At 62.6% G+C, this 23987-nt stretch carries 28 protein-coding genes; 15 read left to right on the top strand and 13 right to left on the bottom strand.

The window, feature by feature from the left end:
* Positions 1–40: 40 nt before the first annotated feature.
* The 5 genes from ASD01_RS30235 to gstA all read right to left on the bottom strand — a co-directional run bounded on the left by ASD01_RS30235 (position 41) and on the right by gstA (position 4118).
* Complete coding sequence (locus tag ASD01_RS30235; protein ID WP_034789292.1) at positions 41–559, bottom strand: DUF1697 domain-containing protein; 519 nt, start codon at positions 557–559, stop codon at positions 41–43.
* Positions 560–630: 71 nt separating this feature from the next.
* Positions 631–2739, bottom strand: coding sequence for a S9 family peptidase (locus ASD01_RS30230; RefSeq protein ID WP_034789294.1), 2109 nt, complete (start codon positions 2737–2739; stop codon positions 631–633).
* A gap of 147 nt (positions 2740–2886) precedes the next feature.
* Positions 2887–3099 carry a tautomerase family protein gene (locus tag ASD01_RS30225; protein WP_034789296.1) on the bottom strand — a complete coding sequence of 71 codons (213 nt, stop codon included), beginning with the start codon at positions 3097–3099 and terminating at the stop codon, positions 2887–2889.
* Positions 3100–3108: 9 nt separating this feature from the next.
* Entirely contained in the window at positions 3109–3504 is a 396-nt protein-coding gene (locus ASD01_RS30220) for a nuclear transport factor 2 family protein (RefSeq protein WP_034789298.1), read from the bottom strand.
* On the bottom strand, positions 3501–4118 hold the full coding sequence (gstA, locus tag ASD01_RS30215) for a glutathione transferase GstA (protein WP_327437309.1): 618 nt from the start codon (positions 4116–4118) through the stop codon (positions 3501–3503). The genes ASD01_RS30220 and gstA overlap by 4 nt, the downstream gene beginning before the upstream one ends.
* A gap of 134 nt (positions 4119–4252) precedes the next feature.
* On the opposite strand from gstA, the gene ASD01_RS30210 reads away from it, so the two are divergent.
* Positions 4253–4684, top strand: coding sequence for a winged helix-turn-helix transcriptional regulator (locus ASD01_RS30210; RefSeq protein WP_051659156.1), 432 nt, complete (start codon positions 4253–4255; stop codon positions 4682–4684).
* On the opposite strand, the gene ASD01_RS30205 is transcribed toward ASD01_RS30210, so the two are convergent.
* Positions 4644–5564 (bottom strand): LysR family transcriptional regulator, encoded by a 921-nt coding sequence (locus ASD01_RS30205; RefSeq protein WP_034789469.1) that lies wholly within the window; start codon positions 5562–5564, stop codon positions 4644–4646. The two genes, ASD01_RS30210 and ASD01_RS30205, sit on opposite strands and share 41 nt — an antisense overlap.
* Before the next feature lie 147 nt (positions 5565–5711).
* Here ASD01_RS30205 and ASD01_RS30200 point away from each other — a divergent pair, with 147 nt between their 5' ends.
* From ASD01_RS30200 to ASD01_RS30190, 3 genes are all read left to right on the top strand, one after another.
* Positions 5712–5984 (top strand): DUF2798 domain-containing protein, encoded by a 273-nt coding sequence (locus tag ASD01_RS30200; RefSeq protein WP_034789305.1) that lies wholly within the window; start codon positions 5712–5714, stop codon positions 5982–5984.
* Between the two features lie 164 nt (positions 5985–6148).
* Complete coding sequence (locus ASD01_RS30195; protein ID WP_051659157.1) at positions 6149–6514, top strand: SH3 domain-containing protein; 366 nt, start codon at positions 6149–6151, stop codon at positions 6512–6514.
* A gap of 112 nt (positions 6515–6626) precedes the next feature.
* Positions 6627–7385, top strand: coding sequence for a class I SAM-dependent methyltransferase (locus ASD01_RS30190; RefSeq protein ID WP_034789309.1), 759 nt, complete (start codon positions 6627–6629; stop codon positions 7383–7385).
* A 64-nt stretch (positions 7386–7449) separates the two neighbouring features.
* Here the strand turns inward: ASD01_RS30190 and ASD01_RS30185 are convergent, their stop codons facing one another.
* Entirely contained in the window at positions 7450–9609 is a 2160-nt protein-coding gene (locus ASD01_RS30185) for an inverse autotransporter beta domain-containing protein (protein WP_060644839.1), read from the bottom strand.
* 166 nt (positions 9610–9775) lie between these two features.
* Positions 9776–10615, bottom strand: coding sequence for an SDR family oxidoreductase (locus tag ASD01_RS30180; RefSeq protein ID WP_034789312.1), 840 nt, complete (start codon positions 10613–10615; stop codon positions 9776–9778).
* A 130-nt stretch (positions 10616–10745) separates the two neighbouring features.
* On the opposite strand from ASD01_RS30180, the gene ASD01_RS30175 reads away from it, so the two are divergent.
* Positions 10746–11102 carry a winged helix-turn-helix transcriptional regulator gene (locus ASD01_RS30175; protein ID WP_034789314.1) on the top strand — a complete coding sequence of 119 codons (357 nt, stop codon included), beginning with the start codon at positions 10746–10748 and terminating at the stop codon, positions 11100–11102.
* Positions 11103–11163: 61 nt separating this feature from the next.
* On the opposite strand, the gene ASD01_RS30170 is transcribed toward ASD01_RS30175, so the two are convergent.
* Complete coding sequence (locus ASD01_RS30170; protein WP_034789472.1) at positions 11164–12042, bottom strand: VOC family protein; 879 nt, start codon at positions 12040–12042, stop codon at positions 11164–11166.
* 300 nt (positions 12043–12342) lie between these two features.
* Between ASD01_RS30170 and ASD01_RS30165 the strand changes: the two genes are divergently transcribed.
* A complete protein-coding gene (locus tag ASD01_RS30165; RefSeq protein WP_029742913.1) occupies positions 12343–12765 on the top strand; it encodes a universal stress protein in 423 nt (140 codons plus the stop codon).
* A 65-nt stretch (positions 12766–12830) separates the two neighbouring features.
* Entirely contained in the window at positions 12831–13175 is a 345-nt protein-coding gene (locus tag ASD01_RS30160; protein WP_029742914.1) for a TraR/DksA family transcriptional regulator, read from the top strand.
* A 2-nt stretch (positions 13176–13177) separates the two neighbouring features.
* Here the strand turns inward: ASD01_RS30160 and ASD01_RS30155 are convergent, their stop codons facing one another.
* A complete protein-coding gene (locus ASD01_RS30155) occupies positions 13178–13648 on the bottom strand; it encodes a GNAT family N-acetyltransferase (RefSeq protein WP_034789317.1) in 471 nt (156 codons plus the stop codon).
* 243 nt (positions 13649–13891) lie between these two features.
* Between ASD01_RS30155 and trhA the strand changes: the two genes are divergently transcribed.
* Entirely contained in the window at positions 13892–14548 is a 657-nt protein-coding gene (trhA, locus tag ASD01_RS30150; RefSeq protein WP_034789319.1) for a PAQR family membrane homeostasis protein TrhA, read from the top strand.
* 7 nt (positions 14549–14555) lie between these two features.
* On the opposite strand, the gene ASD01_RS30145 is transcribed toward trhA, so the two are convergent.
* The 3 genes from ASD01_RS30145 to ASD01_RS30135 form a co-directional block, all read right to left on the bottom strand.
* Complete coding sequence (locus ASD01_RS30145) at positions 14556–15080, bottom strand: hypothetical protein (RefSeq protein ID WP_051659158.1); 525 nt, start codon at positions 15078–15080, stop codon at positions 14556–14558.
* A gap of 106 nt (positions 15081–15186) precedes the next feature.
* Complete coding sequence (gene msrB, locus ASD01_RS30140) at positions 15187–15594, bottom strand: peptide-methionine (R)-S-oxide reductase MsrB (RefSeq protein ID WP_034789321.1); 408 nt, start codon at positions 15592–15594, stop codon at positions 15187–15189.
* Between the two features lie 86 nt (positions 15595–15680).
* Positions 15681–17273, bottom strand: coding sequence for an EAL domain-containing protein (locus tag ASD01_RS30135; protein ID WP_051659159.1), 1593 nt, complete (start codon positions 17271–17273; stop codon positions 15681–15683).
* 423 nt (positions 17274–17696) lie between these two features.
* On the opposite strand from ASD01_RS30135, the gene ASD01_RS30130 reads away from it, so the two are divergent.
* Genes ASD01_RS30130 through mnhG form a run of 7 tightly spaced genes read left to right on the top strand, consistent with a single transcriptional unit; the run spans position 17697 to position 23629 of the window.
* The gene (locus ASD01_RS30130) at positions 17697–20057 is read left to right on the top strand and encodes a putative monovalent cation/H+ antiporter subunit A (protein WP_034789323.1); all 2361 of its coding nucleotides are present in this window, start codon (positions 17697–17699) and stop codon (positions 20055–20057) included.
* Positions 20054–20473 carry a Na(+)/H(+) antiporter subunit B gene (locus ASD01_RS30125; RefSeq protein WP_034789325.1) on the top strand — a complete coding sequence of 140 codons (420 nt, stop codon included), beginning with the start codon at positions 20054–20056 and terminating at the stop codon, positions 20471–20473. Before ASD01_RS30130 ends, ASD01_RS30125 begins: the two co-directional genes overlap by 4 nt.
* On the top strand, positions 20473–20850 hold the full coding sequence (locus ASD01_RS30120; RefSeq protein WP_034789327.1) for a Na+/H+ antiporter subunit C: 378 nt from the start codon (positions 20473–20475) through the stop codon (positions 20848–20850). Before ASD01_RS30125 ends, ASD01_RS30120 begins: the two co-directional genes overlap by 1 nt.
* Positions 20851–20857: 7 nt before the next feature.
* Complete coding sequence (locus ASD01_RS30115) at positions 20858–22420, top strand: Na+/H+ antiporter subunit D (protein ID WP_034789329.1); 1563 nt, start codon at positions 20858–20860, stop codon at positions 22418–22420.
* Positions 22417–22893 (top strand): Na+/H+ antiporter subunit E, encoded by a 477-nt coding sequence (locus tag ASD01_RS30110; protein ID WP_034789330.1) that lies wholly within the window; start codon positions 22417–22419, stop codon positions 22891–22893. The genes ASD01_RS30115 and ASD01_RS30110 overlap by 4 nt, the downstream gene beginning before the upstream one ends.
* Positions 22890–23273, top strand: a complete 384-nt coding sequence (locus ASD01_RS30105; protein ID WP_034789332.1) for a cation:proton antiporter — start codon at positions 22890–22892, stop codon at positions 23271–23273. Before ASD01_RS30110 ends, ASD01_RS30105 begins: the two co-directional genes overlap by 4 nt.
* Complete coding sequence (gene mnhG, locus ASD01_RS30100) at positions 23270–23629, top strand: monovalent cation/H(+) antiporter subunit G (protein WP_034789334.1); 360 nt, start codon at positions 23270–23272, stop codon at positions 23627–23629. The genes ASD01_RS30105 and mnhG overlap by 4 nt, the downstream gene beginning before the upstream one ends.
* Positions 23630–23987: the final 358 nt, after the last annotated feature.

Here is a 23987-nt window from a genome sequence, read left to right as displayed (position 1 = left end):
AAAGCGCGGTTTTCCGTCCGGAATGGCGCCTTGCGGTGCGTCAGCCTTCCATCTCAAGCGCCAAGGCAGCAAGCTTGCGCACCGTGTTGAGGTTGCGCGCGGTGCCTGGTTTGGCGGCCGGCAGCTTGAACTTCGAACGGCCGGAGCCGTTCGGGAAGTGGATATAGATCTCAGCTCCGGCAACCTGGGCTTCTTCGCCATCGGGTGCCACGAGTTTGTCGAGCGCGTCTGATGGTGCCGGCTCGCGCAGGAAAACGACAAGCAGCAGATTGGGCTTGGCGTCCGGGAAGGGGGCCTGATCGGCGATCGCCTGCAATTGCGCGCCGGTCCTGATCATCACGCCTGGCGCCTTACCGAGCTTTTCCTGAAGTGCGCTGTCCAGCATTGCCGCCGCCTCTGCCGCCGGCAGATCGGAGCGGAACAGCACGTTGCCGCTCTGGATGTAGGTCTTGACGTCGGCAAAGCCGAGCCCCTCGCAGATCGCCTTGAGGTCGGCCATTGGAAGCGATCCCGTACCACCGACATTGACGGCTCGCAGCAGGGCGACGTGGACGGGCATGGTGGGACCTTTCACATCAGGTGGCAACGGGATGAGAAAAACCGCAAACAGGTTTCCTCATCCCGATCCGTTTACATCTTGCCGGCGACCTTGATGGCAAAGGCGTATTCGAAGGCGATCTCCTCGAGCCGCTGGAAGCGGCCCGAAGCGCCGCCATGGCCGGCGTCCATATTCGTCTTCAACAGGATCGGCGCGCTGCCCGTCGTCTTCTCGCGCAGCCGCGCGACCCACTTCGCCGGCTCCCAATAGGTGACGCGCGGATCGGTGAGACCGCCGAGTGCCAGGATCGCGGGATAGGACTTCGCCTCGACATTGTCGTAGGGCGAGTAGCCGGCGATGATGTCGTAGAACTCGCGGCTCTCGATCGGGTTGCCCCATTCCGGCCATTCCGGCGGGGTCAGGGGCAGGGTGTCGTCGAGCATGGTGTTGAGCACGTCGACGAAGGGTACGGCCGCGATAACGCCGGTGAACTTCTCCGGCGCCATATTGGCGATCGCGCCCATGAGCATGCCGCCGGCGGAGCCGCCTTCTGCGACGATCTTCGCGTAGGACGTGAACTTCTGTTGATTCAGATAGTCAGCGGCCGCTATGAAATCCTTGAAGGTATTGGTCTTCTTGGCCATCTTGCCGTCTTCGTACCAGGCAAAGCCGCGATCCTTGCCGCCGCGGATATGGGCGATGGCATAGACGAAGCCGCGATCGGCCAGCGACAGGCAATTGGTGTTGAAGCCGGCTGGAATGGTGATGCCATAGGCGCCATAGCCATAGAGCAGGCAGGGCGCCGAACCGTCGAGCGGCGTGTCCTTGCGGTAAAGCAGCGTCACCGGCACTTCGGTGCCATCCCAGGACGGCGCGAAGACGCGGCGGGTGACATAGTCGTCCGGGTTGTGGCCCGAAGGCACTTCCTGGGTTTTCAAGAGCGTGCGCGCGCGCGTCGCCATGTCGTAGTCGAAGAGCTGCGACGGCGTGGTCATCGACGAGTAGGAGAAGCGGATGACGTCGGTGTCGTATTCGGCAGCACCGGAAAGGCCGAGCGAATAGGCCTCTTCGGCAAAGGCGATCGCGTGCTCTTCGCCGGTCTTGCGGTCGCGGATGACGATCTCCGGCAGGCCTTCGCGGCGCTGCAGCCAGACGAGGTGGCGGGCATAGGCCATGTGGCTGAGGATCAGTGTGCCGGGCTTATGCGGCACCACCTCGCGCCAATTCTCCTTGCCCGGTGCCGTGACCGGCGCTTCGACGATCTTGAAGTCCTTGGCGCCGTCGGCATTGGTGAGGATGTAGAAGACGTCGCCGCCTTCGGTCATCGCGTATTCGAGCCCGGTGACGCGCTCGGCGACGAGCTTCGGCTCAGCCGTCAGATCCTTTGTCGAGAGCAGTCGGTATTCGCTCGTCTCGTGATCGTGGATGTCGATGTAGATGAAATCGTCGAGCAGCGAGCCGCCGACCGACATGAAGAAGCCGGGATCCGTCTCCTCGAAGACCAGCCGGTCGTCGGTCTGGGCGGTGCCGAGGATATGGTGGAAGATCTTCGACGGGCGGTGGTTGTCGTCGAGCACTGTGTAGAAGAAGCTCTTGCCATCGGGCGCCCAGGCGCCGCCGCCGCCGGTGTTCTCGATCACGTCTGCCAGGTCTTCGCCCGTTGCGAGGTCGCGCACCCGAAGCGTGAAATACTCCGAACCCTTGTCGTCATAGCCCCAGATGCCGAGGCTATGGTCGGTCGAATGGTCGAGCCCGCCAAGGCGGAAATAGGCCTTGCCTTCGGCTTCCTTGTCGCCGTCGAGCAGCAATTGCCGGATCGCCTCGTCCTTGTGGTCGCCGTCACGGGGAATGCGGAAGTAACGCGGCTGCTCGCCGCCGGTGACATAGGCATGGCCGTAGGCGAAGGGACCGTCCTTGACCGGGATCGAGCTGTCGTCCTCCTTGATCCGGCCGCGCATCTCGGCAAACAGCGTCTTCTGAAGAGCCTTAGTGTCATCCATCGCCGCGTTCATGTAGGCGTTTTCGGCCTCCAGATGCTTGCGGATATCAGGATCGAGGATCGAGGGATCCTTGAACATCGCCTGCCAATTGTCCGCGCGCAGCCAGGCATAGTCGTCGGTGCGGGTAATGCCGTGGCGCGTGTCGCTGACCGGCTTCTTTGCGGCGACGGGAGCTTTGGGGAGGTTGCTGAATACGGACAAGATACGTCTCCGGGATCAATGCGGCGGGAGACAATGAGATAGAGACCCTGTCGAAAGCGATCAAGCGCAATCGAGCTACGCGCGGATCACCGCGGCATCGGGTGGGCTGCTGCCCCTTCCATCGTGGTGGGTAGGGGCAGCGTGTTGCTACGATTTTTCGCCGACCTTTCGCCGGTACGCATCAACCGGCAATCCACCGACGCCCCAGTCTTCGAGCGCCACTTCGTCGATGACAACGAAGGTGGTGGCCGGATCCTTGTTGAGCACGGTGTAAAGCAGATCGGTGACGCCCTTGATCAGGGTTGCTTTCTGCTCGGGGGTTGCACCCTCGCGGGTTATCTTGATGTTTACGTAGGGCACAAGCTTCTCCTATTGCGCGGATGCGATGTCGTAATGGAAGACCTTGGCGATGATCTGCCAGCGGCCGTCAAGAAAGACCAGGGACAAAAAGTCGGTGAAGGCCTTCTCGCCGATGGCGCATTGCACCTTGGCAAATGCGGTTACGGGGCCTGCGAACTCAATGGAAAGAATACGGTCGATGCGCGCTTCGTCTCGGCTTTCGGGCGAGGGACGTTTTTCGACGATCGGAAAGTACCTGTTCATGTCGAGTTCGAGCAGGGTTCCGTCCGTTGCGGTGGCATAGAGCGCCTTCGGGTGGAAGACTTGCCTGAGAATGTCGGTGTCGCTGCGATAGAGCCCGTCGAAGTAGCGTTGCAGGACGTGGACGATGGCTGCGAACTGCGGATCCTTCGGTGACGCGCTCATGCCGCGACCAGGCCTTCCGCCCGCATTGCGCTGCGCACGGCAGGACGTGTGCCGATCCGTTGCATGTAGGCTGCGAGATGCGGCCATTGCGTGAGCGCGATCCCGGTGCCGCTGCTCCAGTTGACGACCGTGAAGAGATAGGCGTCGGCGACGGAGAAGACCTCCCCGAGCAGGTAAGGGCGCGCGTCCGCGAGCAGGCTTTCGACATGGGTCAAGCGTTTCGCCACCTGCAGCGTGGCTGCCTCCTTTGCATCGGGGGATGCGGTCGGGTCGAACAGCGGCGAGAAGGCCTTGTGCAGTTCCGATGAGATGAAGTTCAACTGTTCCTGAAGGCGGGTGCGCGCCAGCGTGCCGTTTTCAGGCGCAAGTTTCGCCGCCGGAAAGCGATCGGCGATGTACTGCACCACAGCAGCACCTTCGGTAACGACCTCGCCGCTTTCCAGCACCAGCGCCGGTACGTAGCCCTTGGGGTTGACCGCCTTGTAATCCGCACCGGTCTCGGTGCGATGAGTCTTGGTATCGACCCGGACGATCTCGAAATCGGCACCGGCCTCGTGCAGGCTGATATGGGGGGAAAGCGAACAGGCGCCGGGGGCGTAATAGAGCTTCATCATCTGGTTCCTTCTGAAATGATTGTCCGTTTGTCGAGGACGGCGGAACCTAAGCGGAAGCGGTAACCTTTGTATATCAGATAACCTTATGTTACCTCCCTTTCCGGTTTCCCCGCGGTAACTGGAAAGTTTTGCCCATGAGCTTGAAAATTCGGAAAAATCGGGCCGCGGCCTTGCCGCCGAACTGCCCGGTCGGCGAGTGCATGGTGCTACTCGGCGGCGCATGGACGCCGAACATCCTCTGGTCCTTGAGCGCCGGGCCGCGCCGCTTCAGTGAACTGAGGATCGACGTGCCCGGTATTTCGGCAAAGGTGCTGAGCACTCGGTTGAAGGAACTTGAGGAGAAGGGTGCTGTCGAGCGGCGGATCATGCCGACGTCGCCGCCTTCCGTGGAATACAGCCTCAGTGAGCTCGGCGCGGAGTTCATCCCGGCCATCCATGCCATCGTCGAGGTCGGCTATCGGCTGAAGCAGCGGCGAGGCGTCGAGGTCGTGCGCAAGGAAACGGCTGCCGCTCCGGTCCCGGTCACTACCAGCGCCCCTTCAGGCTCTGCACCGCATGCTCGATGAACGCGCGCACCTTCGGCGTTTGCGCCTGGCGGTCGGCAAAGCAGGCATAGAAATCGAAGGGCTCGTGGTCGGTGCTGGCCAATCCCTCCTGCGGCAGTTCGCCGAACAGCGGCACCACCAGCCCGCGTTCGATCAGCGGCGCTGCGATGAAGGCGCCGAGCCGGGTGATGCCGGCGCCGGCGATCGCCATCTCGGCGAGCGTGTCGATATCGTTGCTGACGATCGTCGCCTTCAGTTCCGGCTCGAAGCGCAGGCCGTCGCGGGTAAACGCCCAGCGAAAGATCCGGCCATGCCCCGCATAGCGGTAGACCAGGCAATCGTGGTGCACGAGATCTTCCGGTTGCTGCGGGCGGCCGCGTCGCTCCAGATAGGAGGGGGCTGCACAGATGATCATCGGCACGGAGGCAAGCTTGCGGGCAATCAGCCCCTGTTCGAGCTGCAGACCGAAGCGCACGCTGATGTCGATGCCTTCGCCGATATGATCGATCTCGCGGTCGGTGACGACGAGCTCGATCGAGACATCCGGATACCGGGCGGCGAAGGAGGGGACGAGCGGCGCCACCACATGACGACCGAAGGCGACGGATGAGGCGATCTTGAGCGGCCCACGCGGCTCGGTGCTGAGTGCCGAAACGGCTGCTGCTGCAAGCTCCAGCTCGTGTACGACGCCGCGCACCCTCTCGTAGTAAATCCGCCCGCTCTCGGTCAGGCCCAACTGGCGCGTGGTGCGGCTGAGCAGCCGGCTGCCGAGCGTTCGCTCCAGGCGGGCGATGTTCTGGCTCGCGGAAGCGGGTGTAATCCCGAGCTTTCGTGCCGCCGCGGCGATGCTGCCTTCCTCGACGCTCCTGACGAAACTCTCGACGCCGCGCAAAGTGTCCATCACCCAAACCATCGAATAGAAACATCTATTCGATGGTTTTGCCTGTTTCTGAACAAGGCTGCAATGGCCTACTTGGCTGCGACGCGATCCGTATAGTGCGGCCAGAAACGAGGGGGTGGTCCCCTCGATCAAACCAGGAGACTTCTGATGGGAGACACCCTATCGGCGCCGCGGCTCGCGCGCAGCCGCAAGCTGCCGCCGCGTGCGGCCCCCGTTGCCTTCGCCTTCTTCATGTCGGCGATCATGGCGTTTCTGATGTGCTGCGTCATCGTCGGCGTCAACACCGGCATCGACGCCGGCTACCCGGCCCGCGTGCTCGGTTCCTACGCGCTCGCCATGCCCGTCGCCTTCGTCTGCGTGCTCATGGTCCGCCCCGTGGTCGCGCGGCTGGTCGGCGTCGTCTGCCGCCTGCCGGGCTGACAAGACCCCGTCCCGGAAAACCGGGACGGGCGGCGTGCCCACGTCGTCATGGGATAAGGGGCGCTCTCGTCGTGAAATCCATTCAGTTGCAATTCAGCCGAGGGGTCGCATTCTGTTTTCTGCCGCAACGACTGGCGGTCTGATCAAGGGGCAAGGAGATGGGCATGTTGAACAAGCTGGTGCAGGCGGCCATTCTGGCCGGGGCGCTCTCCGCCGCACTTCCCGCTACCGCAAGCACATTTGTCGCCTGGGAAGTGTCCGGGGTCGACTGGAACGACGTGCTCAACGCGCGCGCCTGGCCATCCTCCTCCTCGGCGATCCGCGCCGGCTATCCCAACGGCACGAAACTGCAGATGACCGGCCGCTGCATGAACGGTGTCGATCTCAAGCGCATCGCCCGCTGGTCGGCTTCCGCCCAGCGCCAGGCCGTGCGGGCCACCTGGTGCCAGATCTGGCACGATCCGCAGCGCAGCGGAAACTGGCAGGAGGGCTGGGTTTACGGCAAGTTCATCCGGCCGGCGCGCTTCTGACACGTTTGGACGATGACGATAAAGCGTCGGCGTGGCTGGCAAACAACAGCCCTGGTCGCATACTCCCGTATAAAGCACAGCGTTGCTTTGTTTTATCGGGAGCAGAGGTATCGTGAACAATACCTATGGCAGACTTGCCTCTCATGTTTATAATTTAGACAAATATATTGGAAAGTCCTTCGGCGACATCGAGTATTATCGGCAGAGGCTCGACGGCTATCGTGGGCCGATCCTCGAACCAGCCGTCGGCAACGGCCGAGCGCTGATCCCGTTGCTGGAGGCCGGTTTCGATGTCTGCGGGTTTGATGCCTCGCAGGACATGCTCGACTATTGCCTCGCCCAATGCGCCGGCCGCGACTTGGCGCCGGCCCTGTCTCGCCAGACCTTCGAAACCTTCACCTATGCAAAGCGCTTCGATGCGATTGTCGTACCCGCCGGTTCGTTGCAGCTGATCGCCGATCATGCAGCGGCATCAGCCGTGCTGAAGCGCTTTTACGATCACCTGGCGCCGGATGGTCGGTTGATCTTCGATCTTTACCCGGGCGACATGGTTGCCGACCTGCAGCCGAATATCCGGAGCTGGCAAACGGAGACGGGCGACCTTTTGACCCTGACCAGCCAGCGTGTGAAGACCGACATCATCGGCCAGACGACCGTTTCCCACCTGCGCTACGACCTCTGGCAAGAAGGACGACTGGCGTCGAGCGAGCTTGAATTCTTCACCATGCGCTGGTGGGGCATTCAGGAAATGCTGCTGACGCTGCAGGCAGCCGGTTTCGAAGATCTCGTCGTTTCCGGCGACTATACCTTCGGCCGTGCTCCAAGGGACGGTGACCATGTCGTCACCTTCGAATGCCGACGCCCGGTATAGGTCGCGCGTCGAAGCAAACCGGACAAAAGAGCCACGCCCGGTCGCCCGGGCGTGGCTTCGGTTATCAGCGGCAACGGGCCGCGGCGTTGCCCTGATCGAGCTTGACGCCGTTGACGGTCAGCACCGAACCCGGCGACTGGGTGATCGTCCCGGCCGACCAGCCGTTGTCGAGCAGGCAATCCTTCGGCGTGTTGCTCACGCTGACATTGCCGGTGATGTCTTCGGTCGGGCCCGAGAAGTAGAGGCCCGCCTTGCCGGCTTTGTCGACGGTCATGTTCTTCAGCACGACGTCGCGCACCGGTCCTCCAAGGAACTCGAACTCGTTGCCGTAGATGAAGGCGCCATAGGTGCCGGCATTCGTTACCTTGACGTCCTCGAGCGAAATCCCGGAGACGGGATTGAAGAAGATGCCGGCGTTGCGGGTACCGTCGACGGTCAGTCCTTTGACGTTGACGTTGGTGGTCGTCGCATCGAGGTTCGGGCTCGAGACCAGCATCAGACCGTTGATGCCGCCAAAGAGCCGCATGTCGTTGATCGCGACGTTGGAGGTGCCCTGCAGCACAACGAGATCCATGTCCCGGTCCTGCTTGGCATTGTCGACCGTTACACGGTTGAGCCTGACATCCTTGCCGGCGACGAGCAGCACGCCTTCGCGGCGGGAGTTGCTGATCGTCACCTTGTAGAGCGTGACGTTCTGCGTGCCGGTGACCAGTTCGTAGTCTGTCCGTCCGACCTTCCTGAACTCGCCGCCGGCAAAGACCCCATAGGTGACCTTGTCGATGACAGTGTCGCGCACCGTCACGTTTCGGCTGCCGACGGAGCTGACGGCGGCATAGGGCGCCTTGTTGGGGTTGTAGATCGAGAATTCGCAGGTCGTGTTGTTCTCGCAAATGTAGAGGTCGTGGATGCGGCTGTCCTGAACCAGCGCGCCATTAACGCGCGTGAAGCGAATGCCGTCGTGGTTGGTGGCGCCAATGTCGACCTTGTCGACGGTGACATCTGCGGTATTCGTGGCCGAAATGCCGGCTAGGCCGCCGCGGACCGAAAGCGACGAGATGGTGCTGCCCGACGCCATGGCAATCACGTCCTGGGCCGGGTTGTAGCCGGTGATCGTGGTGGCCGCACCCTGATTGACGAAGGTTGCGGTCGCGCCGCTGCGCGCGCCGCTAACGGCAATTGCGCCGCCGCCGCCAAGGAGTGTCTGGCCGTTGCCGAGTGCGAGTGTGCGGTCGAGACCGAGGTTGCCGTCCGCGAGGATCAGCGCGTCGGCGCCGGCAGCCCCGATCAGGGCGTTGATGTCGGAGGCATTGCCGGAAGCCGAGGAAAGGGTTACCACCCGGCCGGCATTACGGCCGGTGCCGGCAAGCTGCGCGGCCTCGACATCGCCGGTGGCGCCCGCATGGGTGCGGATGCGGGTGGCGCGCTCGACACGCTGGGTCATCGGATCGAAAGCGTCGGCGGTCGAGCCGGTCGCGCCGAACGGGATGCGCAGCCGTGCCATGACGGCGCCCTTCAGCTTGTCCTCGTTGTCATAGGTGCCGGTCACGCCGAGCGAGACGGTCGATCCCTCGGAAAGGCCCGGCAGGTCGGCAAAGGTCAGTTCCGCACGCAGCTTGGCGCCGAACATGTCGCCGAGGTTGCGGCCGCCATACCAGTAGCTGCCGCCGAAAACCTTCAGCTGAACGTTGGAGTCTTCCGCAAAGACAGGCAGGCGCCCGCCGATTTCGGCGTCGATGCCGCGCCGCGCCCGTTCCTTGCCTTCCTGGAAGACGAGCACGTGGTCGCGCACATAGGCGGCATTGAAGGCGCTCAGCGTCTTGGCGCCGGTCAAAGGCAGATAGAAGTTGCTGCGCATTTCGAGGTCACCGCTGAGCGCCTCGAGGCCGAAGGACAGCTGGCTGAAGGCGTTGCCGTGGTCGCTCTTCAGATAGTCGTAGTAGCCGTAGCCGCCGATGACCCATTGGTCGTTGGCGCGGAAACGATAGCCCACGCCGACGGAGCCCTGGCGGACGGAATCGTTGGCAATGGCCCCGCGTGTATCGATGAAAATCGCATTGCCCGAATCGAGCACGAAGGGGAGGAAAAAGCCGCCGCCGGCAGCTGACCCGCCGCTGAAGAAGCCGCCTTCGATTTCCGCCTGCGGACGAAAATCCACCGCCAGCGCGGGGCTCGAAAGAAGGGTGCTGCTCGCCAGGGCAGCCGCAAGAAAACTCTTATTTTTCATATTATTAACTCCGCATGAATGCGACCTTGGGCGAGGCCGATTGGGCATGCGGTTAAAATATGTGAGTATAATACTCAAGTTTATTGATCGGTTGTCTGGGAACTATCCAGCGGCGTGTTGACGCAGGCCGCCCGCGCGGGAACGAGCGGCCATCGTCCGGGTTCGGTCAGGCCCTGAGAGCCTCGGCATTGTCCTTGGCGTAGGTTTCCAGGCTACGCGGCTCGTGGCCTGTCAATATCTTTACGTCGCCGGTAGGGTTTGCCACCCAGCCTTCGCGCACGGGATGGAAGATCGACGCGAGGAAGTGGGCGTAGTCCTCGGGCACCCCGGCGCCGACCAGCACGCCGACGAAGGTCTCGTCATCGACAGGCGTGTAGGCGATGGGCTTAACGGTCACGCGTGACAGGATCGCTGCCGCCTCGCCGTAGCTCAGCGCTTCCGGCCCGGTGAGGTTGAAGGCGCGGCCGTTGAAGGCTTCGCTGGTCAACGCTGCCACGATGCTTTCGGCAATGTCGCGTGTATCGATGAAGCTCGTCCTGCCTTCGGCCGCCGGAACCGCGATCGCGCCGTGGCGGATACCCTCGATCCAGTAGCTCTGGAAATTGTCGGAGAACCAGTTTGGCCGGAGGATGACGAAGGGTGTTCCGGTTTTCTCGAGCTGCAGCTCAAGTTGGCGATAGGGGATGTTATCGTCCGCATCGACGCCGATGACGGTCATCAGCACGACCTTGATGCCGCGCGCGGCAGCGGCGGCCATGATCGGTCCGACCAGCCCGACCGGGTCGAGATATCCCGCCGGTGTCAGAACGAACAGGCGGTCGACGCCGTCGAGCGCCGGGCCAAAGGTCGTGGCATCCTCGTAGTCGAAGGCGACGGCTTCCGCGCCATCAACGGCTGTCGCCTTTCGGGACGCAGCCCTGACCGTTTCGCCACGTGCGGCCAGCGCCCGTACCACCTTGCTGCCGATCGTCCCGTTCGATCCAAGAACCAGAATCTTGCCTGCCATCACCGTTCTCCTGAGTATCCAAATGAAACCATGTTGCGGATGGATACTGGATATTGGTCCGGGAAAATGCTGTAAAGGAGGCAGTTTTTGGTGACATGGTTTCCGCCCGGAAACCGCGATGGGGTGCCCGATGGAGTACGACGTCTATATCCAGACCTGTCCGACCCGCCTGGTGCTGGACAGGCTTGCCGACAAATGGGCCGTGCTGGTGCTTGGAAAGCTCGATGAACAGCCGGTGCGCTTCAACCAGTTGAAGCGCGAGATCGACGGCATCTCGCAGAAGGTGCTGTCGCAGACCCTGAAGAAGCTGGAGCGGGACGGGCTCGTCAGCCGCAGCGTCTTTGCGACGGTGCCGGTGACCGTGGAATATGCGATCACTCCGCTCGGTCGCACGCTGACATCGACGGTCGCGGCGCTGACGCGCTGGGCGGAGGAGAACATCGAGGCTGTGCTGCAAGCCCAGCAAAAATACGACCGCAGCGCCTGAGGCGGCTGCGGCCGGCAAGTTTGCCACTGGCGCAAAGGCGCCTGTGGCCTGGGAGAGAGGATCAGGCGACGAGCTTGAGGCCGATGCCCCAGGGGTCGACGAGGCTGTGGCCATTGCCGTTGCGGCTGACAGCGATTTCCAGCGTATCGAGCTTCGCGAGCGCCGCTGTGAGCTCGCCCGGCTCCTTGTACTGGATCGTATAATCCGAAAGTCCGGTCATGTGGCCTTCGCGCTTCGGCGCACCCCGCGAGTTCCAGATATTGGCGGCGACGTGATGGTGGTACTTGCCCGCGCCGAAGAAGCTCGCGCCGGGATAGCGTGCCATCAGCCCCAGGCCCAGCACGTCGCGGAAGAAAGCATCGGCCTGAGGAATATCGGACACCTGCAGATGGATATGGCCGATGGCCGTCCCGTCCGCCATGCCGCCCCAATTGTCCTTGGGTGCTTCGTCGTAGAGCGCCTGCAGATCGAGCGGCAGCGTATCCATGCCGACGGTCCCATCCGGCTTAAACGTCCATTCGCTCCGCGGTCGGTCGCGATAGACTTCGATGCCGTTGCCTTCCGGATCGGCGAGGTAAATCGCCTCGCTGACCAGGTGGTCGGACGCGCCCTGCAGCCTGATATTGTTGTGCGCGATATGGGCGAGCCAGCGGCCGAGTTCTTCGCGGCTCGGAACAAGAAAGGCGTTGTGGAAGAGGCCAGGCGCGTTGCGTGGCGCCCGCGCGGCGTTGCCTTCGGTCGTCAGCGTCAGCAGCGGGTGGCCATTGACGCCCAGCGTCTCGCCGCTCTTGCTCGCTTCGATCGGGCTCAGGCCCATGATCTTCTGATACCAGGCGGACACGGCCGGCAGATCCTGGACGACCAGATGCGCATGCTCGACATGCGCGGGCATGGCAAGCGCATGGTCGGTTGGCATGTCGAAAGTCTCCTGCGAGGTCATGTCTGTCTCCTTGGCATCGAAGCTACGGCCGGTTCGCCGTTTCAGTTTCATCGAAACTGTTGGGAATATGGGCCGCCTCGTTCGTTCACGGAAGCCTGTCAGTCACTTGATGTTGTGTTCGACGCGCGTTGACAGTGGTTGTCGTCGCCCTACCTCATTTCGAGTGGGGCCATGCGCGCGCAGCGCTTTCGATTTGATTTCAATCAAAGCCGAAGATGCCGTCGAGGCGCAATCTTGAGACGAGGGATTGGCCTGTGGCAACAGCCTGGCGATCCGCGTGGGCAACAGAAGGAGTACAGCATGTACAAGAAGATCATCGTCCCGATTGCCATGGATCAGCTCGAACACGGCGAGTCCGTGCTCGGCATTGCCGAAAAGCTGATCGATGAGGGGGGCGAGATTATCCTGCTGAACGTCGTCGAGGATCTGAACGCCTATGCGCAAGGCTACATGATCGTGGATTTCCCGCTGGAAATGGTCGAGGAATCCCGAAAGCAGGCGTTAAAGACGCTCGAGGCGCTCAAAACCAAGCATGGGATCAAGGGCCGCATCGAAATCCGCACCGGCGGGGCCGCCGGCACCATTAACGCCCTTGCCAGCGAAGAAAACGCCGATCTCGTCATCATCGCGTCCCATCGGCCGGGTCTCATCGACTACTTCATCGGATCGACGGCAAGCCGGGTCGTCAGCCATTGCCCCTGCGCCGTTCTCGTCGACCGGTAAGCCACGAACAACAAGAGCGCATGCGGCGCGAGACCTTCGCGCCGCCACCGCCAAGGAGTCTTCAGATGGACAAACATGGGCTTGACGACTTTCACGACCGCCTGACACGCCGCAAGGCGGAGCTGCAGGGGCGTCTGGTCAGGATCGAGCACGATCTCGATGAGCCGATGAACGCTGATGTCCCGGACCGGGTGACCGAGCGGGAAGGGGACGAGGTTCTCGAAGGCCTTGGCCTTGCGGGCCAGGAGGAGATCCGCGCGATCGATGCCGCGCTCGATCGGATCGCCGCCGGCACCTTCGGAACCTGCGTGCGCTGCGGCCTGCCGATTTCGGCGGCGCGCCTGCAGGCTGTGCCTCATGCGCCACTCTGTCAGGAGTGCGCGGCCGAGGTCGCCCGCGGCGGGCGTTGACGTCAGGCGGTCGGACCGCTCCCCAAATCCACTTTCAGTCGGGGAAGGAACCGCCCGGGGATCACGCTCGACGCGACGACCCCGTCATCGACCGCGCCCATGCGGCGATAAAAGTCGGCAGCGCCGGGATCCGCATCGATCGTCATGACTATTGCGCCGCGCTTGCGGGCGGCTGCGACGCACCAGTCGAAAAGCTGCCGGCCAATGCCTGCCGCCCGTGCTTCCGGCTCGATGAACAGCTTGTCCAGTTCGACCACCTGTCCGCTCCCGCGGACCTGCGCCAGGCCGAGGATGCGCTCGCCCTCCATGGCGACCTGAAGCTCCGAATCCATCCAGTCGTCGGCTGTGAGCGTCAAAGCCGCCCGGCATGCCTCAAGGAAGGCGGCGTCATAACCCCAAACGGCCTTTGATCGCACGCAGAGGTCGCTGAGCGCGGCCGCCTGATCCGGCTGAGGGCTACGCAAGACTGACATAATGATCCTCCCGATCGCATCCTTCGGCCGTTCATGTGGTCATCGCCGTGGCCTTCGGCAAGTCTCCCGTCAAACTTCTCAGACCGGTCATGCGATTGTTGTAATGCGTTGCAAAAGTTGATGCTTTTGCCACGTCCCTGCTTCTTTGCCGCGGCGCGGCCTTGTGGCAGGATGGTGGAAACGTTGCGGTGCGACGGGGCATGCGCGCCGCCGGAGAAGAAAAGGCTCGGGGAGAGGGAAGACGTGGAATTCGCAGGCGTCAAATGGAACTATGACCGTTCGGAACTGATTGCCGACGGCATCGTTCACGGCATCGGCCTGGCGGCTGCCTTGGTTGGCGTGACCGCGCTGATCTTCTACGCAACGGTGTGGAGCACGACCGGTCAACTCGCGGCCGCCGCCGTCTATGGCGCGGGGCTGCTCGCGACCCTCTCGATCTCGTTTCTTTACAACCTCTATCCGGTTTCACGCACCAAGTGGTTCCTGCGCCGCTTCGACCATTCCTCGATCTTCGTCTTGATCGCCGCGACCTATACGCCCTTCCTGCAGCGCGGCCTCGATGATCCCTTCCTGTTCGTGATGCTGATCGGCATCTGGGCGATCGCCGGCCTGGGCGTCGCCATCAAGTGCTTCTTCCCGGGCCGCTTCGACCGGCTGGCGATCCTGCTCTATCTCGCCATGGGATGGAGCGGCGTGCTCGCGGTCGGCCCGCTGCTGTCGGCGCTGACGGCAACGACGCTTGTGCTGATCCTGATCGGCGGCATCATCTATTCTGCCGGCGTGATCTTCCATGTGTGGGAAAAGCTGCGCTTCCAGAACGCCATCTGGCATGGCTTCGTCGTAACCGGAGCGGCGGTACACTATTCGGCCGTGCTGACCTGTTTCAGCGCCGCGTCCTGAGCGGCGATCAGTTTGGCGCTTCGCCGGCGGCCGCGGCGACCGGTGGATGCTGGCAACCTTCTGAAGGTCTCAACGCCTCTGCCATGCGCGAAATCACGCCATCGAAGCTGGTGAGCCGGGTCTTGCGGTACTGCAGGCGGAAATAGGCGGCGCTGCCGTCACAGAGCGCGATCGCGCGGGTGTAGAATACTTCGTCACCGCGCGCGCCCGAGAAACTCGCCCAGGCGGCCGTCACACGCGAATAGGAAATCCGCCAGTCACCCTCCCGCTCGTAGCCCATGCGGTCGTTGACGTCGGTCTCGAAGTCACCGTCCATGAGCGTGCTGCCAAAGACCGAAAGGGTCGCGCCGTTGTCGTTGGCGTGAAAACTCGCGCCATCGCCATTGTCGCCCCGGCTCTGCAGCTCGAAACCGGGAGGAATGTCGAGCACGTAGCCAAAGCGGGCGTTGGCGTAGGGAACCCAGTCTTCGGCCGCCGCCGCTGTGAGGGCGGAGGGAAGCAGCAATGCGAGTGCTGTCAGGATGCGTAGCATGCGGACCTCCTCTCGCTTGCTCGATCTATTGCTTCTAGCGCGGCTGGCGCCATGGGACCGTTCCCGGCGGAACAGCATCCCATGCCACTCCTTCCGCGCCCCGGTGTCAATCCTCGGTAAACGTCATCGCATGGCCGTTCAGGCAGTAGCGCAGCCCCGTCGGCGGCGGGCCGTCGGGAAAGACGTGGCCGAGATGCGCATCGCAATCGGCGCAGCGGATTTCCGTGCGCACCATGAAGTGGGAGCGGTCCTCGATCTCGCGGATCGCCTGATCGTCGACCGCAGCGAAGTAGCTCGGCCAACCGCAACCGGAATCGAACTTGGTGTCGGAGCGGAACAACGCCCGGCCGCAACAGACGCATTCGTAGGTGCCCGTCTGTTTGTTGTTGAGGAACGGACCAGTGAACGGACGCTCGGTGCCCTGCTGTCGCGTGATGCGATACTGCTCCGGCGAGAGCTGTGCCCGCCATTCCGCATCGGTTTTCACCACTTTCGGCGTCTTTACGGTCGTCATGAACGTCTCCTGTCGTTGCCGCGACTATATAGGAATGCAGGACCGCGCGCGCAAACATCACCAGGCCGCGTCCGCGTGAAGGGGCCTCAAGCGATTTCGCGGCGGATCACCGCCGGCCCGGCCCCGAGTCTGCGTTTGCTGTCATTGTAGAAGGCGATGAACTCGGCCGCCGGCAGCGCCTTGGAGAACAGCCAGCCCTGGCCGTACTGCACGCCGCGCTCGATGAGATAGTCGGCCTGTTCCTGCCGCTCGATCCCCTCGGCGACGATGTAGAGATCGAGCGATTTGGCGATGTCGATGATATGCGGCGTGATCGAGCTGGTGGCCGAATCGGTGCCGACAGTATCGATGAACGACTTGTCGATCTTCAGCGCATCGAGCGGTAGCTCCTGCAGGTATTGCAGGCTCGAATAGCCGGTGCCGAAGTCGTCGATGGCCACGGAGTGGCCACGCCGGCGCGCCTCCTCGATCGTCGCCCGGGCGGATTTGACGTCCATGAAGCCGCGTTCGGTTGCCTCCAGCCAGATCTGTTCTGTAAGCACGCCGGTGTTTCGAAGCGCCGTCTCGATCACCGGCAGGATGCGCCCGGATTTCAGGTCGTCGGCGGCGAGGTTGATCGCGATGTGCAGCGAGCGGTCGGCGACGAGCACGCTCTTCAATTCGGCGACCGTCGCATAGAGGACCTGATCGGTGATTTCCTCGATCAGTCCGTTTTCTTCCGCAAGAGGGATGAAGAGATCTGGCCGGACCATCTGCCCATCCGGTCGCCGCCATCGCACCAGGGCCTCCGCACCGACGCAGATGCCGGTCTTGAGCTCGATCAGCGGCTGGTAGTGGACGATGAACTCGCGCCGCTGCACGGCAATCGAAAGCTCGCCAAGCGGCGACAGACGACGCCGGGATAGCCAGACGACAAGCCCGACCATCAGCGCCGCGACCAGCGCTCCGCCTGGTAAGAGCAGCAGGCGTTCCCGATCCATGTCGCTTAGAATGGCGATGCTGGGCGCAGTGGCAACGGCGATCCAGTTTGCGTCCCGTGATGTTGCAAAAAGGTCGTCGGCGTTGCTGCCGGTCTTCGGAAGATCGGCGAGCCGTTCCGTCAGCGACGGGTCAGGATCGTTGAGGGTGCTGACCAGCACGCCGTTTTTGGTGGCGACTGCAAGCCGGGTGCCGGGCTCGGCGATCACGTCGACGAACCGGACCGGGTTGGTCAGCACCGTGTAGGAGCGATACCGGAACGCCGTCATGGGCGCGCCGGTGCTGATCGTCGGATACATCCGCGGGATGACTTCGACGCCGTTGCTCGCAAAGAAATCGGCAGGCGGCGAGCGGGTGAGCCGACGCGGCGGGTAACCCCACGAGGTGCATCTGAGCAACCCGTTCTCGAAGTAGCCGATATCCTCGATGGCGGTCGTGTTGACGACGAGGGAGCGCAAGGCTGCGATATGCGTGGCCATGCATGGCGGCATATCGAACCGGTCGGCCGTCTTCAGCGCCCGGGACGCTTCTCCGAGCGCGGCGTCTGCGCGCATGATGGCATAGTCGGCCAGGCGGGCGAGCCGGGCCTGTTCGCCGCGCACGGCGATCGACCAGGAAAGATAGTAGGCCGCAAGCATCGGCAGGATCGCGCCGAGGGCGGCCAGGATACTGGCGATGACGACTATGCGAGATCGTTCCAAGCGGGTCCCGCCCTATTCGAGATAGTGATGTTCTGTTCCGTGCCTGTCGTTATCGATACTGAAGCGGGCAACCGCTTCTGAGCCGTTGCAAGGTCTGCCGGCGGAGGCTTCTGGTCGGTTCGCTCTGAATTGAGAAAGTCTGCAAATACAACTATCACGTCTTGCAGTTCCGTTTCCAGAATGTTCGATCTATCCCCCGCCGCCCGATGAATATTTTGCTAACAGCATTTTAATTGTTGTTGGCGGACACCGCGTAAATCGCGCGAATCTGGTAATGCAAGGCTTCCGCTTCGGTTCGTCCGGCCGAGCTGACGGATATATAACGCCGATTTTATCCGGATAAGGCTTGAGACCCCAACACCCTTCTTTTATGTCGGGAGTCCGATCGATCATACGATGAAATAAAAGGAGCAGGCCAGGACGATGGATGTTGCGGCCCTGACATTTCTGGCCCTCGCACTGCCTTTCGTCGCGGCATTGCTCGCGCCGCTTCTGACACGTCTTCTCGGGCACAACGCCGCCTGGGTGCTTGCGCTGTTTCCCTTGGCGATCGTGCTGCACTTTATCCGTTTCTGGCCGGAAGTCGCCAAGGGCGAGGTGGTTACGGGCGGCTATGCCTGGATACCCTCGTTCAACGTCAGCTTTTCCTGGCTGATCGACGGCCTGTCGCTCACATTTGTCCTGCTGATTGCCGGCATCGGCGCGCTGATCGTGCTCTATTCCGGCGGCTATCTGAAAGGCCACCCGCAGCAGGGGCGGTTCTTTTCCTTCATCCTGATGTTCATGGGCTCGATGCTCGGGGTCGTCGTCTCCGACAGCTTCCTGATGCTCTTTGTATTCTGGGAACTGACCTCGATCACCTCGTTCCTGCTGATCGGCTTCGATCATTCGCGCGAGGCGGCAAGGCGCGCAGCCCTGCAGGCGCTGGTCGTAACCGGAGGCGGGGGCCTGTTCCTGCTTGCCGGACTGCTGATCATCTGGAATGTCAGCGGCGTCACCCAACTCTCGCTGCTGTCTGCCTTCGGGCCGGAGATGCGCGAAAGCCCGTTCTATCTGGCGGCGCTGCTCCTGGTACTTGGCGGCGCCTTTACCAAGTCGGCCCAGTTCCCCTTCCATTTCTGGCTGCCGAACGCGATGGAAGCCCCGACGCCCGTCTCGGCCTATCTGCATTCGGCGACCATGGTGAAGGCCGGTGTCTATCTCCTGATGCGGCTGAACCCGGTGCTCGGCGGCACACCTGAATGGCAGATCCTTTTGCCGCTCTTTGGCGGCGCCACACTCGTCATCGGCGCGGCGCTCGCCTGCCGCCAGACTGACCTGAAGTTGATGCTCGCCTACACGACGATGGCGTCCCTCGGCCTGCTGGTCATGCTGACAGGGCTTGGCGCACCCCACGCGATCGAAGCGGCGGTGCTCTATCTTGTCGCCCATTCGCTGTTCAAAGGCGCCCTGTTCATGGTCGCCGGCATCATCGACCACGAGACCGGCACGCGCGACGCGACGAGGCTCGGGGGACTTCGCTCCGCCATGCCGCTCACCTTCGTCATAGCGCTTGCCGCGGCATTCTCGATGGGCGGACTGTTTCCCTTCTTCGGCTTCATCGCCAAGGAGGAGATCTACTACGCACTCTCAGGCTTCGATCGCCGTTCCCTGGTCTTTGCCGCGATTGCGATCCTCGGCAATGCACTGATGTTCGCGGTGGCCTTTGCCGTCGCGCTCAAGCCGTTCGTCGGTGCAAAGATCGAGACGCCGAAGGCGGCCCACGAGGCTCCGATCTTGCTCTGGCTCGGGCCGGCGCTGCTTGCCGCCAAGGGGCTCTCCGCGGCGCTGCTTTCCGGACTGACGCATGAACTGGTATCGACGCCGATGGCGTCGGCGATCGCGGGCGAACCCCGTGCGGTCACGATTTCGGTCGTTCCTCACGTCGGCTTGCCCTTGATCATGTCGATCGTGACCGCAGTCATCGGCATCGGCTTTTATCTGAAGCTAGACCGTGTGCGTGCCTTCATGGCGACGATCCTTGCCGATATCGGCTGGGGTCCGGATCGTGGCTTCGACCAGTTCATCCGCGGGCTCGTTCGTTTCTCCGTCGCACTGACCCGCCGGCTGCAATCCGGGCGCCTCGAAGTCTACATGACCGCGACCTTCATCCTCATTGCCTTCGTGCTTTTGGTCGTGCCGATCGCCTATGGCGAGTTCCCGCGCCCGCCGCTCTTTGCCGCCGACGTGCCGCTGCATGAATTGGCGATCATGGCGATCGCGGTCATCGGCCTCATCGCGGTGGTGCTTGCTGCCGACCGGTTGACCGCCATCGTTTCGCTCGGCATCCAGGGCTTTGCCGTCGCGGTCATCTTCCTGCTCTATGGCGCGCCGGATCTGGCCTTCACCCAGTTCATGATCGAGACGCTTTCGGTCGTCGTCCTTGCGCTTGTGATGACGCGGCTCCGGTTGTCACCATCGGACCATCGTCCGCTTGCGCAAAAAATCCCGGATGTCGCGATCGCCCTTGCCTGCGGTCTCGGCTTCGGGCTGATGCTGTTGAAGGTGACGGGTGTACCCTTCGATGCGACGCTCACCGACTTCTTCAATCTCTACTCGAAGTCGATCGCCCACGGCGCCAATGTGGTGAACGTCATCATCGTCGATTTCCGCGGCACGGACACGCTGGGCGAGATCGCAGTGGTGATGGTCACGGGTCTTGCGATCCTGTCCTTGGTTCGCTTGAGGGCGGGTTCGCTTCGACGCGTCGCCGATAACGATCCGGATGCGGAGGAAGGCGCATGAAGTCGGTGATTTTCCGCGCCGTCGCGCCGTTCCTGACGAGCCTCATGGTGCTGTTTTCGATCTTCGTCCTGTTGCGCGGCCACAACGAGCCGGGCGGCGGTTTCATCGGCGGCTTGATCGCGGTGTCTGCGCTGGCGATCTACGGCATCGCCTGCGGTGTCGAGACGGTGCGCCGCGCGATCTATTTCCACCCGATGGCGATTGCCGGGGCAGGCCTCCTGGCCGCGACGGTCGCCGGCCTGATCTCGATCGCCGCCCGCGTTCCCTTCATGACCGGCCTGTGGGTCTATCCCTCGGTGCTCGGCCTGGAAGTACCGCTCTCGACGGTGATGCTGTTTGATTGCGGCGTTTATCTCGTGGTCGTCGGCGCGATCAGTTCGATTGCGCTTTCGCTCGAAGAGCGGGGAGGCGAATGATGGAAGCCTGGTTCGCTCTGCTCGTCGGCATCTTCTTCACGGTCGCCGTCTATCTGCTCCTGTCGAAGTATGTCATCCGGGTGCTGCTTGGCGTTGCCATCCTCGGAAATGCCGTCAACCTCCTGATCTTTACCGGTGGCAGGCTCACGCGTGGCATCCCGCCGGTCGTTCCCAGCCAAAAGGATGCGCTCGTCGGCCCCGCCGCCAACGCCCTGCCGCAGGCGCTGATCCTGACGGCGATCGTCATCTCCTTCTCCTTTTTCGCGTTCCTGCTGGTTCTTGCGTGGCGGGCATACGAGCAGCTGCAAACCGACAATACCGACGAGATGCGCGTTGCCGAGCCGAAGGACGAGCCGGCCGCGCCGCTTGGATACTGACCGACCCATGGCCGCTACAACCTCTCCCCCCGCAGATCTCTCCGCCGCGCTCGTGCTCGAGCCCGTCGCGTCTGCCGACTGGCTGGTCATCCTGCCAGTTGCCTGGTGCCTCGCAATCGGCGCGCTGCTCGTGATGCTGCGCCGGAAAATTGATTGGCATCCCTACATCGCGGTTGCCGGCCTGGCCGGGCTCGTCATCATCGACGCGCTCCTACTTCGCCATGTCCTTGCAAGCGGACCGGTAACGATGGTCATGGGGCGCTGGCTGCCGCCTTTCGGCATCGCCTTCACCGTCGACCTGACCGGCGCGCTCTTTGCTTTGACGGCCTCCGTCGTGGCGCTTGCCGGCGGCATCTATTCGCTCGCCGACATCAACGACAGCGGCCGGCGCTACGGCTTCTATCCGTTCCTGATGCTGCTGATGGCCGGCGTCTCCGGCGCCTTTCTGACCGGCGATATCTTCAATCTCTATGTCTGGTTCGAGGTGTTGCTGATCTCGTCCTTCGGCCTGATCGTGCTCGGCTCCGAACGCGAACAGATCGACGGAGCGGTGAAATACGGCTTCCTCAACCTGGTCGCGACGACCCTGTTCCTGATCACGACCGGCTATCTCTATGCGAGCTTCGGCACGCTCAACATGGCCGACATTGCCCGCAAGGCCGAGGGGCTCGCGGGTACGGCGCCGCTGATGACGCTGACGGCGCTGTTCGTGCTTGCCTTCGGCATGAAGGCTGCTGCCTTTCCGGTGAACTTCTGGCTGCCGGCGTCCTATCATACGCCGCGCGTGGTCGTGTCGGCGCTCTTTGCCGGTCTGCTTACCAAGGTCGGGATCTACGCCTTGATCCGCGTTACCGTCATGCTGCTGCCGGTCGAACGCGAAGAACTGAGCTTCGTCATCGCCATTGCCGGCGCGCTGACGATGCTCGTCGGCGTTCTGGGCGCGTTGGCGCAGACGGATTTCCGCCGCATGCTCGGCTATCTCGTCGTCTCCGGCATCGGCTCGATCCTTGCGGGTGTCGCTGTCGGCGGCCCGGGCGGCATCGGCGGCGCGATCTTCTACGCGCTGCATTCGATGCTCGTCATGACCGCGCTTTATCTCGCGTCCGGTGTCGCGGCGAGGCTCGGCGGCAGCTTCTCGCTTGTCTCTCTGGCGGGCCTCTATCGCCGCCATGCCGGTTTCGCGGCGCTGACGCTCATGCTTGCCTTCGCCGTCTCCGGCCTGCCGCCGTTCTCCGGCTTCTGGCCCAAGGTGATGCTGGTCAAGGCGGCGCTCGATATCGGCGCCTGGTGGCTGGCGGCGGTCCTGCTTCTGACCGGCTTCCTGACGACCATCGTCACCGGCCGCTTCTTCCTGCTCGCCTATTGGCGTGATGCGGCCTCTGGTGAGGGCGGCGCTGCGTCTGCGACGATCGCGCCGACGGCACTTCTGCCGCTTGCAGCCTTGACTGTGCTGGCGCTCGCGATCGGTCTTTATCCGGAGCCGTTGCTTGCCATGGTTCAGAGTGCAGCGGCGGGCCTTTCCGAGCCGTCGGCCTACCTGGACTCGGTCTTCCCGGGAGGTGCCCCGTGACCAAGTTCCTGACCATCAATCTCGTGTTCACGGCGATCTGGGGCGCCATCAGCGCCAGCTTCTCGCCGGCCAACCTGATCCTCGGTTTTGCCGTCGGAGCACTGTCGCTCTTTCTCATCCGGCGCGAGCTTCAGCCGGTTGCCTACCCTGTGCGCCCGATCAAGCTTTTCCTGCTGACGGCGCTGTTCTTCAAGGAACTGGCAATTTCGGCGACCAAGGTCGCCTTGCTGGTCATTCAGCCGAAGATGGTGTTGAAGCCCGGCATCTTCGCCTATCCGCTGACGGTCAAGAGCGACTTCGAAATCGCGCTGCTGGCCAATCTCATCACGCTGACGCCGGGAACGCTGTCGGTCGACGTCTCCGACGACCGCCGCACGCTCTATGTTCATGCGCTCGACTGCGCCGATCCGGGTGGCCTCAGGCGCGATATCGCCAATGGCTTCGAGCGCCGGATCAAGGAGGCTTTCGAATGACCCTGTCGGCGCAGATTCTCGCCCTTGCCACCGGCTTTGCGTTTGTCGTCCTGTCCGCAGCGCTTCTGATAACGGTCTGGCGCATCATCCGCGGCCCGACATTGCCGGATCGGGTGCTCGGCCTCGATATGCTGGTGGCGATCGCCATCGGCCTCATCGCTGTCGTTGCCATCCGCACCGGCTTCAACCTTTACATCGACATAGCCATCGCGCTCGGCCTTGTCGGTTTCCTGGCAACGGTCGCCTTTGCCCGCTTCGTCCTCGCGCGCGGCCTGTCGCCGGAGAGGGCGGCTGTCGAAGGGGGCGGAGTGCAGGTCAAACGCGCGTCGGCGACGAGAGGCAAATCGACGCAGCGCAAGCGCAAGGGGGCGCGCCGATGAGCCCGGTCCTCGAGATTGCCGTCACCCTGCTGGTCGCCGTTCTGTTGGTTGTCGGCGCGATCTTTTCGCTGCTGGCGGCGATCGGCATCATCCGTTTCCCCGATCTCTATACGCGCATGCATGCGGCCTCCAAGGCCGGCACGATCGGATCGGGCCTGTTGCTTCTGGCCGCAGGCGTGCATTCTCTCGATCCAGCCATCTTGATTCGCGCGCTCGCAGGCTTCTTTTTCTTCGTTCTGACTGCGCCGATCTCGGCTCATCTCCTGGCAAAAGCCGCACATCAGGTAGGTTACAGGCTGACAAAGCTGTCTGTCATAGATCAGCTTCCGCAAAAGGAAGAGCCGCGTCGCGACTGATCGACGACAGTTCTGAAACTGTATTTCAGAACATTACGATCGAGTGTGGCCATTTTAGCAATTTGGAGATAAACTTGCTAAGTGTCGCTAAATTTATGTTTGGATTTTTCGCGCATCGATGTTAATCGAGTAAATGTAAAGTGTCGTCGTGGAAAATACTTTGATCTGAAATTCCAGCTTGAGTTGTGAATGCTGATTGTTGCTTTGAGAGTTCGGTCGTCACCGGTGACTCGGCAGCAGGTTTTGTAATCAAATTCCAGCTCTTGATATCGCGGCCGGTGTTTCTCCTTGCCGCGTTGATGGTCCATCCCAAGGCAGCCAAGGCTTCCTGACGGCTCTTGCAAGCGTTCCTCCCCCG

This window comes from Ensifer sp. Root423 (genome assembly GCF_001426275.1).
Lineage (GTDB): Bacteria > Pseudomonadota > Alphaproteobacteria > Rhizobiales > Rhizobiaceae > Ensifer > Ensifer adhaerens.
The sequence above is the reverse complement of the archived record's forward strand: the minus strand, read 5'-3'. Positions and strand labels throughout refer to the sequence as shown.

What these genes read in the sequence shown, in the direction of transcription:
- ASD01_RS30210 (WP_051659156.1), top strand. Translation starts at nt 4,253, where the DNA reads ATGAGCTTGAAAATTCGGAAAAATCGGGCCGCGGCCTTGCCGCCGAAC.
- mnhG (WP_034789334.1), top strand. Translation starts at nt 23,270, where the DNA reads ATGAGCCCGGTCCTCGAGATTGCCGTCACCCTGCTGGTCGCCGTTCTG.
- ASD01_RS30120 (WP_034789327.1), top strand. Translation starts at nt 20,473, where the DNA reads ATGGAAGCCTGGTTCGCTCTGCTCGTCGGCATCTTCTTCACGGTCGCC.
- ASD01_RS30185 (WP_060644839.1), bottom strand. Translation starts at nt 9,609, where the DNA reads ATGAAAAATAAGAGTTTTCTTGCGGCTGCCCTGGCGAGCAGCACCCTT.
- ASD01_RS30115 (WP_034789329.1), top strand. Translation starts at nt 20,858, where the DNA reads ATGGCCGCTACAACCTCTCCCCCCGCAGATCTCTCCGCCGCGCTCGTG.
- ASD01_RS30165 (WP_029742913.1), top strand. Translation starts at nt 12,343, where the DNA reads ATGTACAAGAAGATCATCGTCCCGATTGCCATGGATCAGCTCGAACAC.
- ASD01_RS30205 (WP_034789469.1), bottom strand. Translation starts at nt 5,564, where the DNA reads ATGGACACTTTGCGCGGCGTCGAGAGTTTCGTCAGGAGCGTCGAGGAA.
- ASD01_RS30235 (WP_034789292.1), bottom strand. Translation starts at nt 559, where the DNA reads ATGCCCGTCCACGTCGCCCTGCTGCGAGCCGTCAATGTCGGTGGTACG.
- ASD01_RS30105 (WP_034789332.1), top strand. Translation starts at nt 22,890, where the DNA reads ATGACCCTGTCGGCGCAGATTCTCGCCCTTGCCACCGGCTTTGCGTTT.
- ASD01_RS30160 (WP_029742914.1), top strand. Translation starts at nt 12,831, where the DNA reads ATGGACAAACATGGGCTTGACGACTTTCACGACCGCCTGACACGCCGC.
- ASD01_RS30200 (WP_034789305.1), top strand. Translation starts at nt 5,712, where the DNA reads ATGGGAGACACCCTATCGGCGCCGCGGCTCGCGCGCAGCCGCAAGCTG.
- ASD01_RS30170 (WP_034789472.1), bottom strand. Translation starts at nt 12,042, where the DNA reads ATGACCTCGCAGGAGACTTTCGACATGCCAACCGACCATGCGCTTGCC.
- ASD01_RS30175 (WP_034789314.1), top strand. Translation starts at nt 10,746, where the DNA reads ATGGAGTACGACGTCTATATCCAGACCTGTCCGACCCGCCTGGTGCTG.
- ASD01_RS30130 (WP_034789323.1), top strand. Translation starts at nt 17,697, where the DNA reads ATGGATGTTGCGGCCCTGACATTTCTGGCCCTCGCACTGCCTTTCGTC.
- ASD01_RS30145 (WP_051659158.1), bottom strand. Translation starts at nt 15,080, where the DNA reads ATGCTACGCATCCTGACAGCACTCGCATTGCTGCTTCCCTCCGCCCTC.
- ASD01_RS30220 (WP_034789298.1), bottom strand. Translation starts at nt 3,504, where the DNA reads ATGAGCGCGTCACCGAAGGATCCGCAGTTCGCAGCCATCGTCCACGTC.
- ASD01_RS30180 (WP_034789312.1), bottom strand. Translation starts at nt 10,615, where the DNA reads ATGGCAGGCAAGATTCTGGTTCTTGGATCGAACGGGACGATCGGCAGC.
- gstA (WP_327437309.1), bottom strand. Translation starts at nt 4,118, where the DNA reads ATGATGAAGCTCTATTACGCCCCCGGCGCCTGTTCGCTTTCCCCCCAT.
- ASD01_RS30155 (WP_034789317.1), bottom strand. Translation starts at nt 13,648, where the DNA reads ATGTCAGTCTTGCGTAGCCCTCAGCCGGATCAGGCGGCCGCGCTCAGC.
- msrB (WP_034789321.1), bottom strand. Translation starts at nt 15,594, where the DNA reads ATGACGACCGTAAAGACGCCGAAAGTGGTGAAAACCGATGCGGAATGG.
- ASD01_RS30125 (WP_034789325.1), top strand. Translation starts at nt 20,054, where the DNA reads ATGAAGTCGGTGATTTTCCGCGCCGTCGCGCCGTTCCTGACGAGCCTC.
- ASD01_RS30195 (WP_051659157.1), top strand. Translation starts at nt 6,149, where the DNA reads ATGTTGAACAAGCTGGTGCAGGCGGCCATTCTGGCCGGGGCGCTCTCC.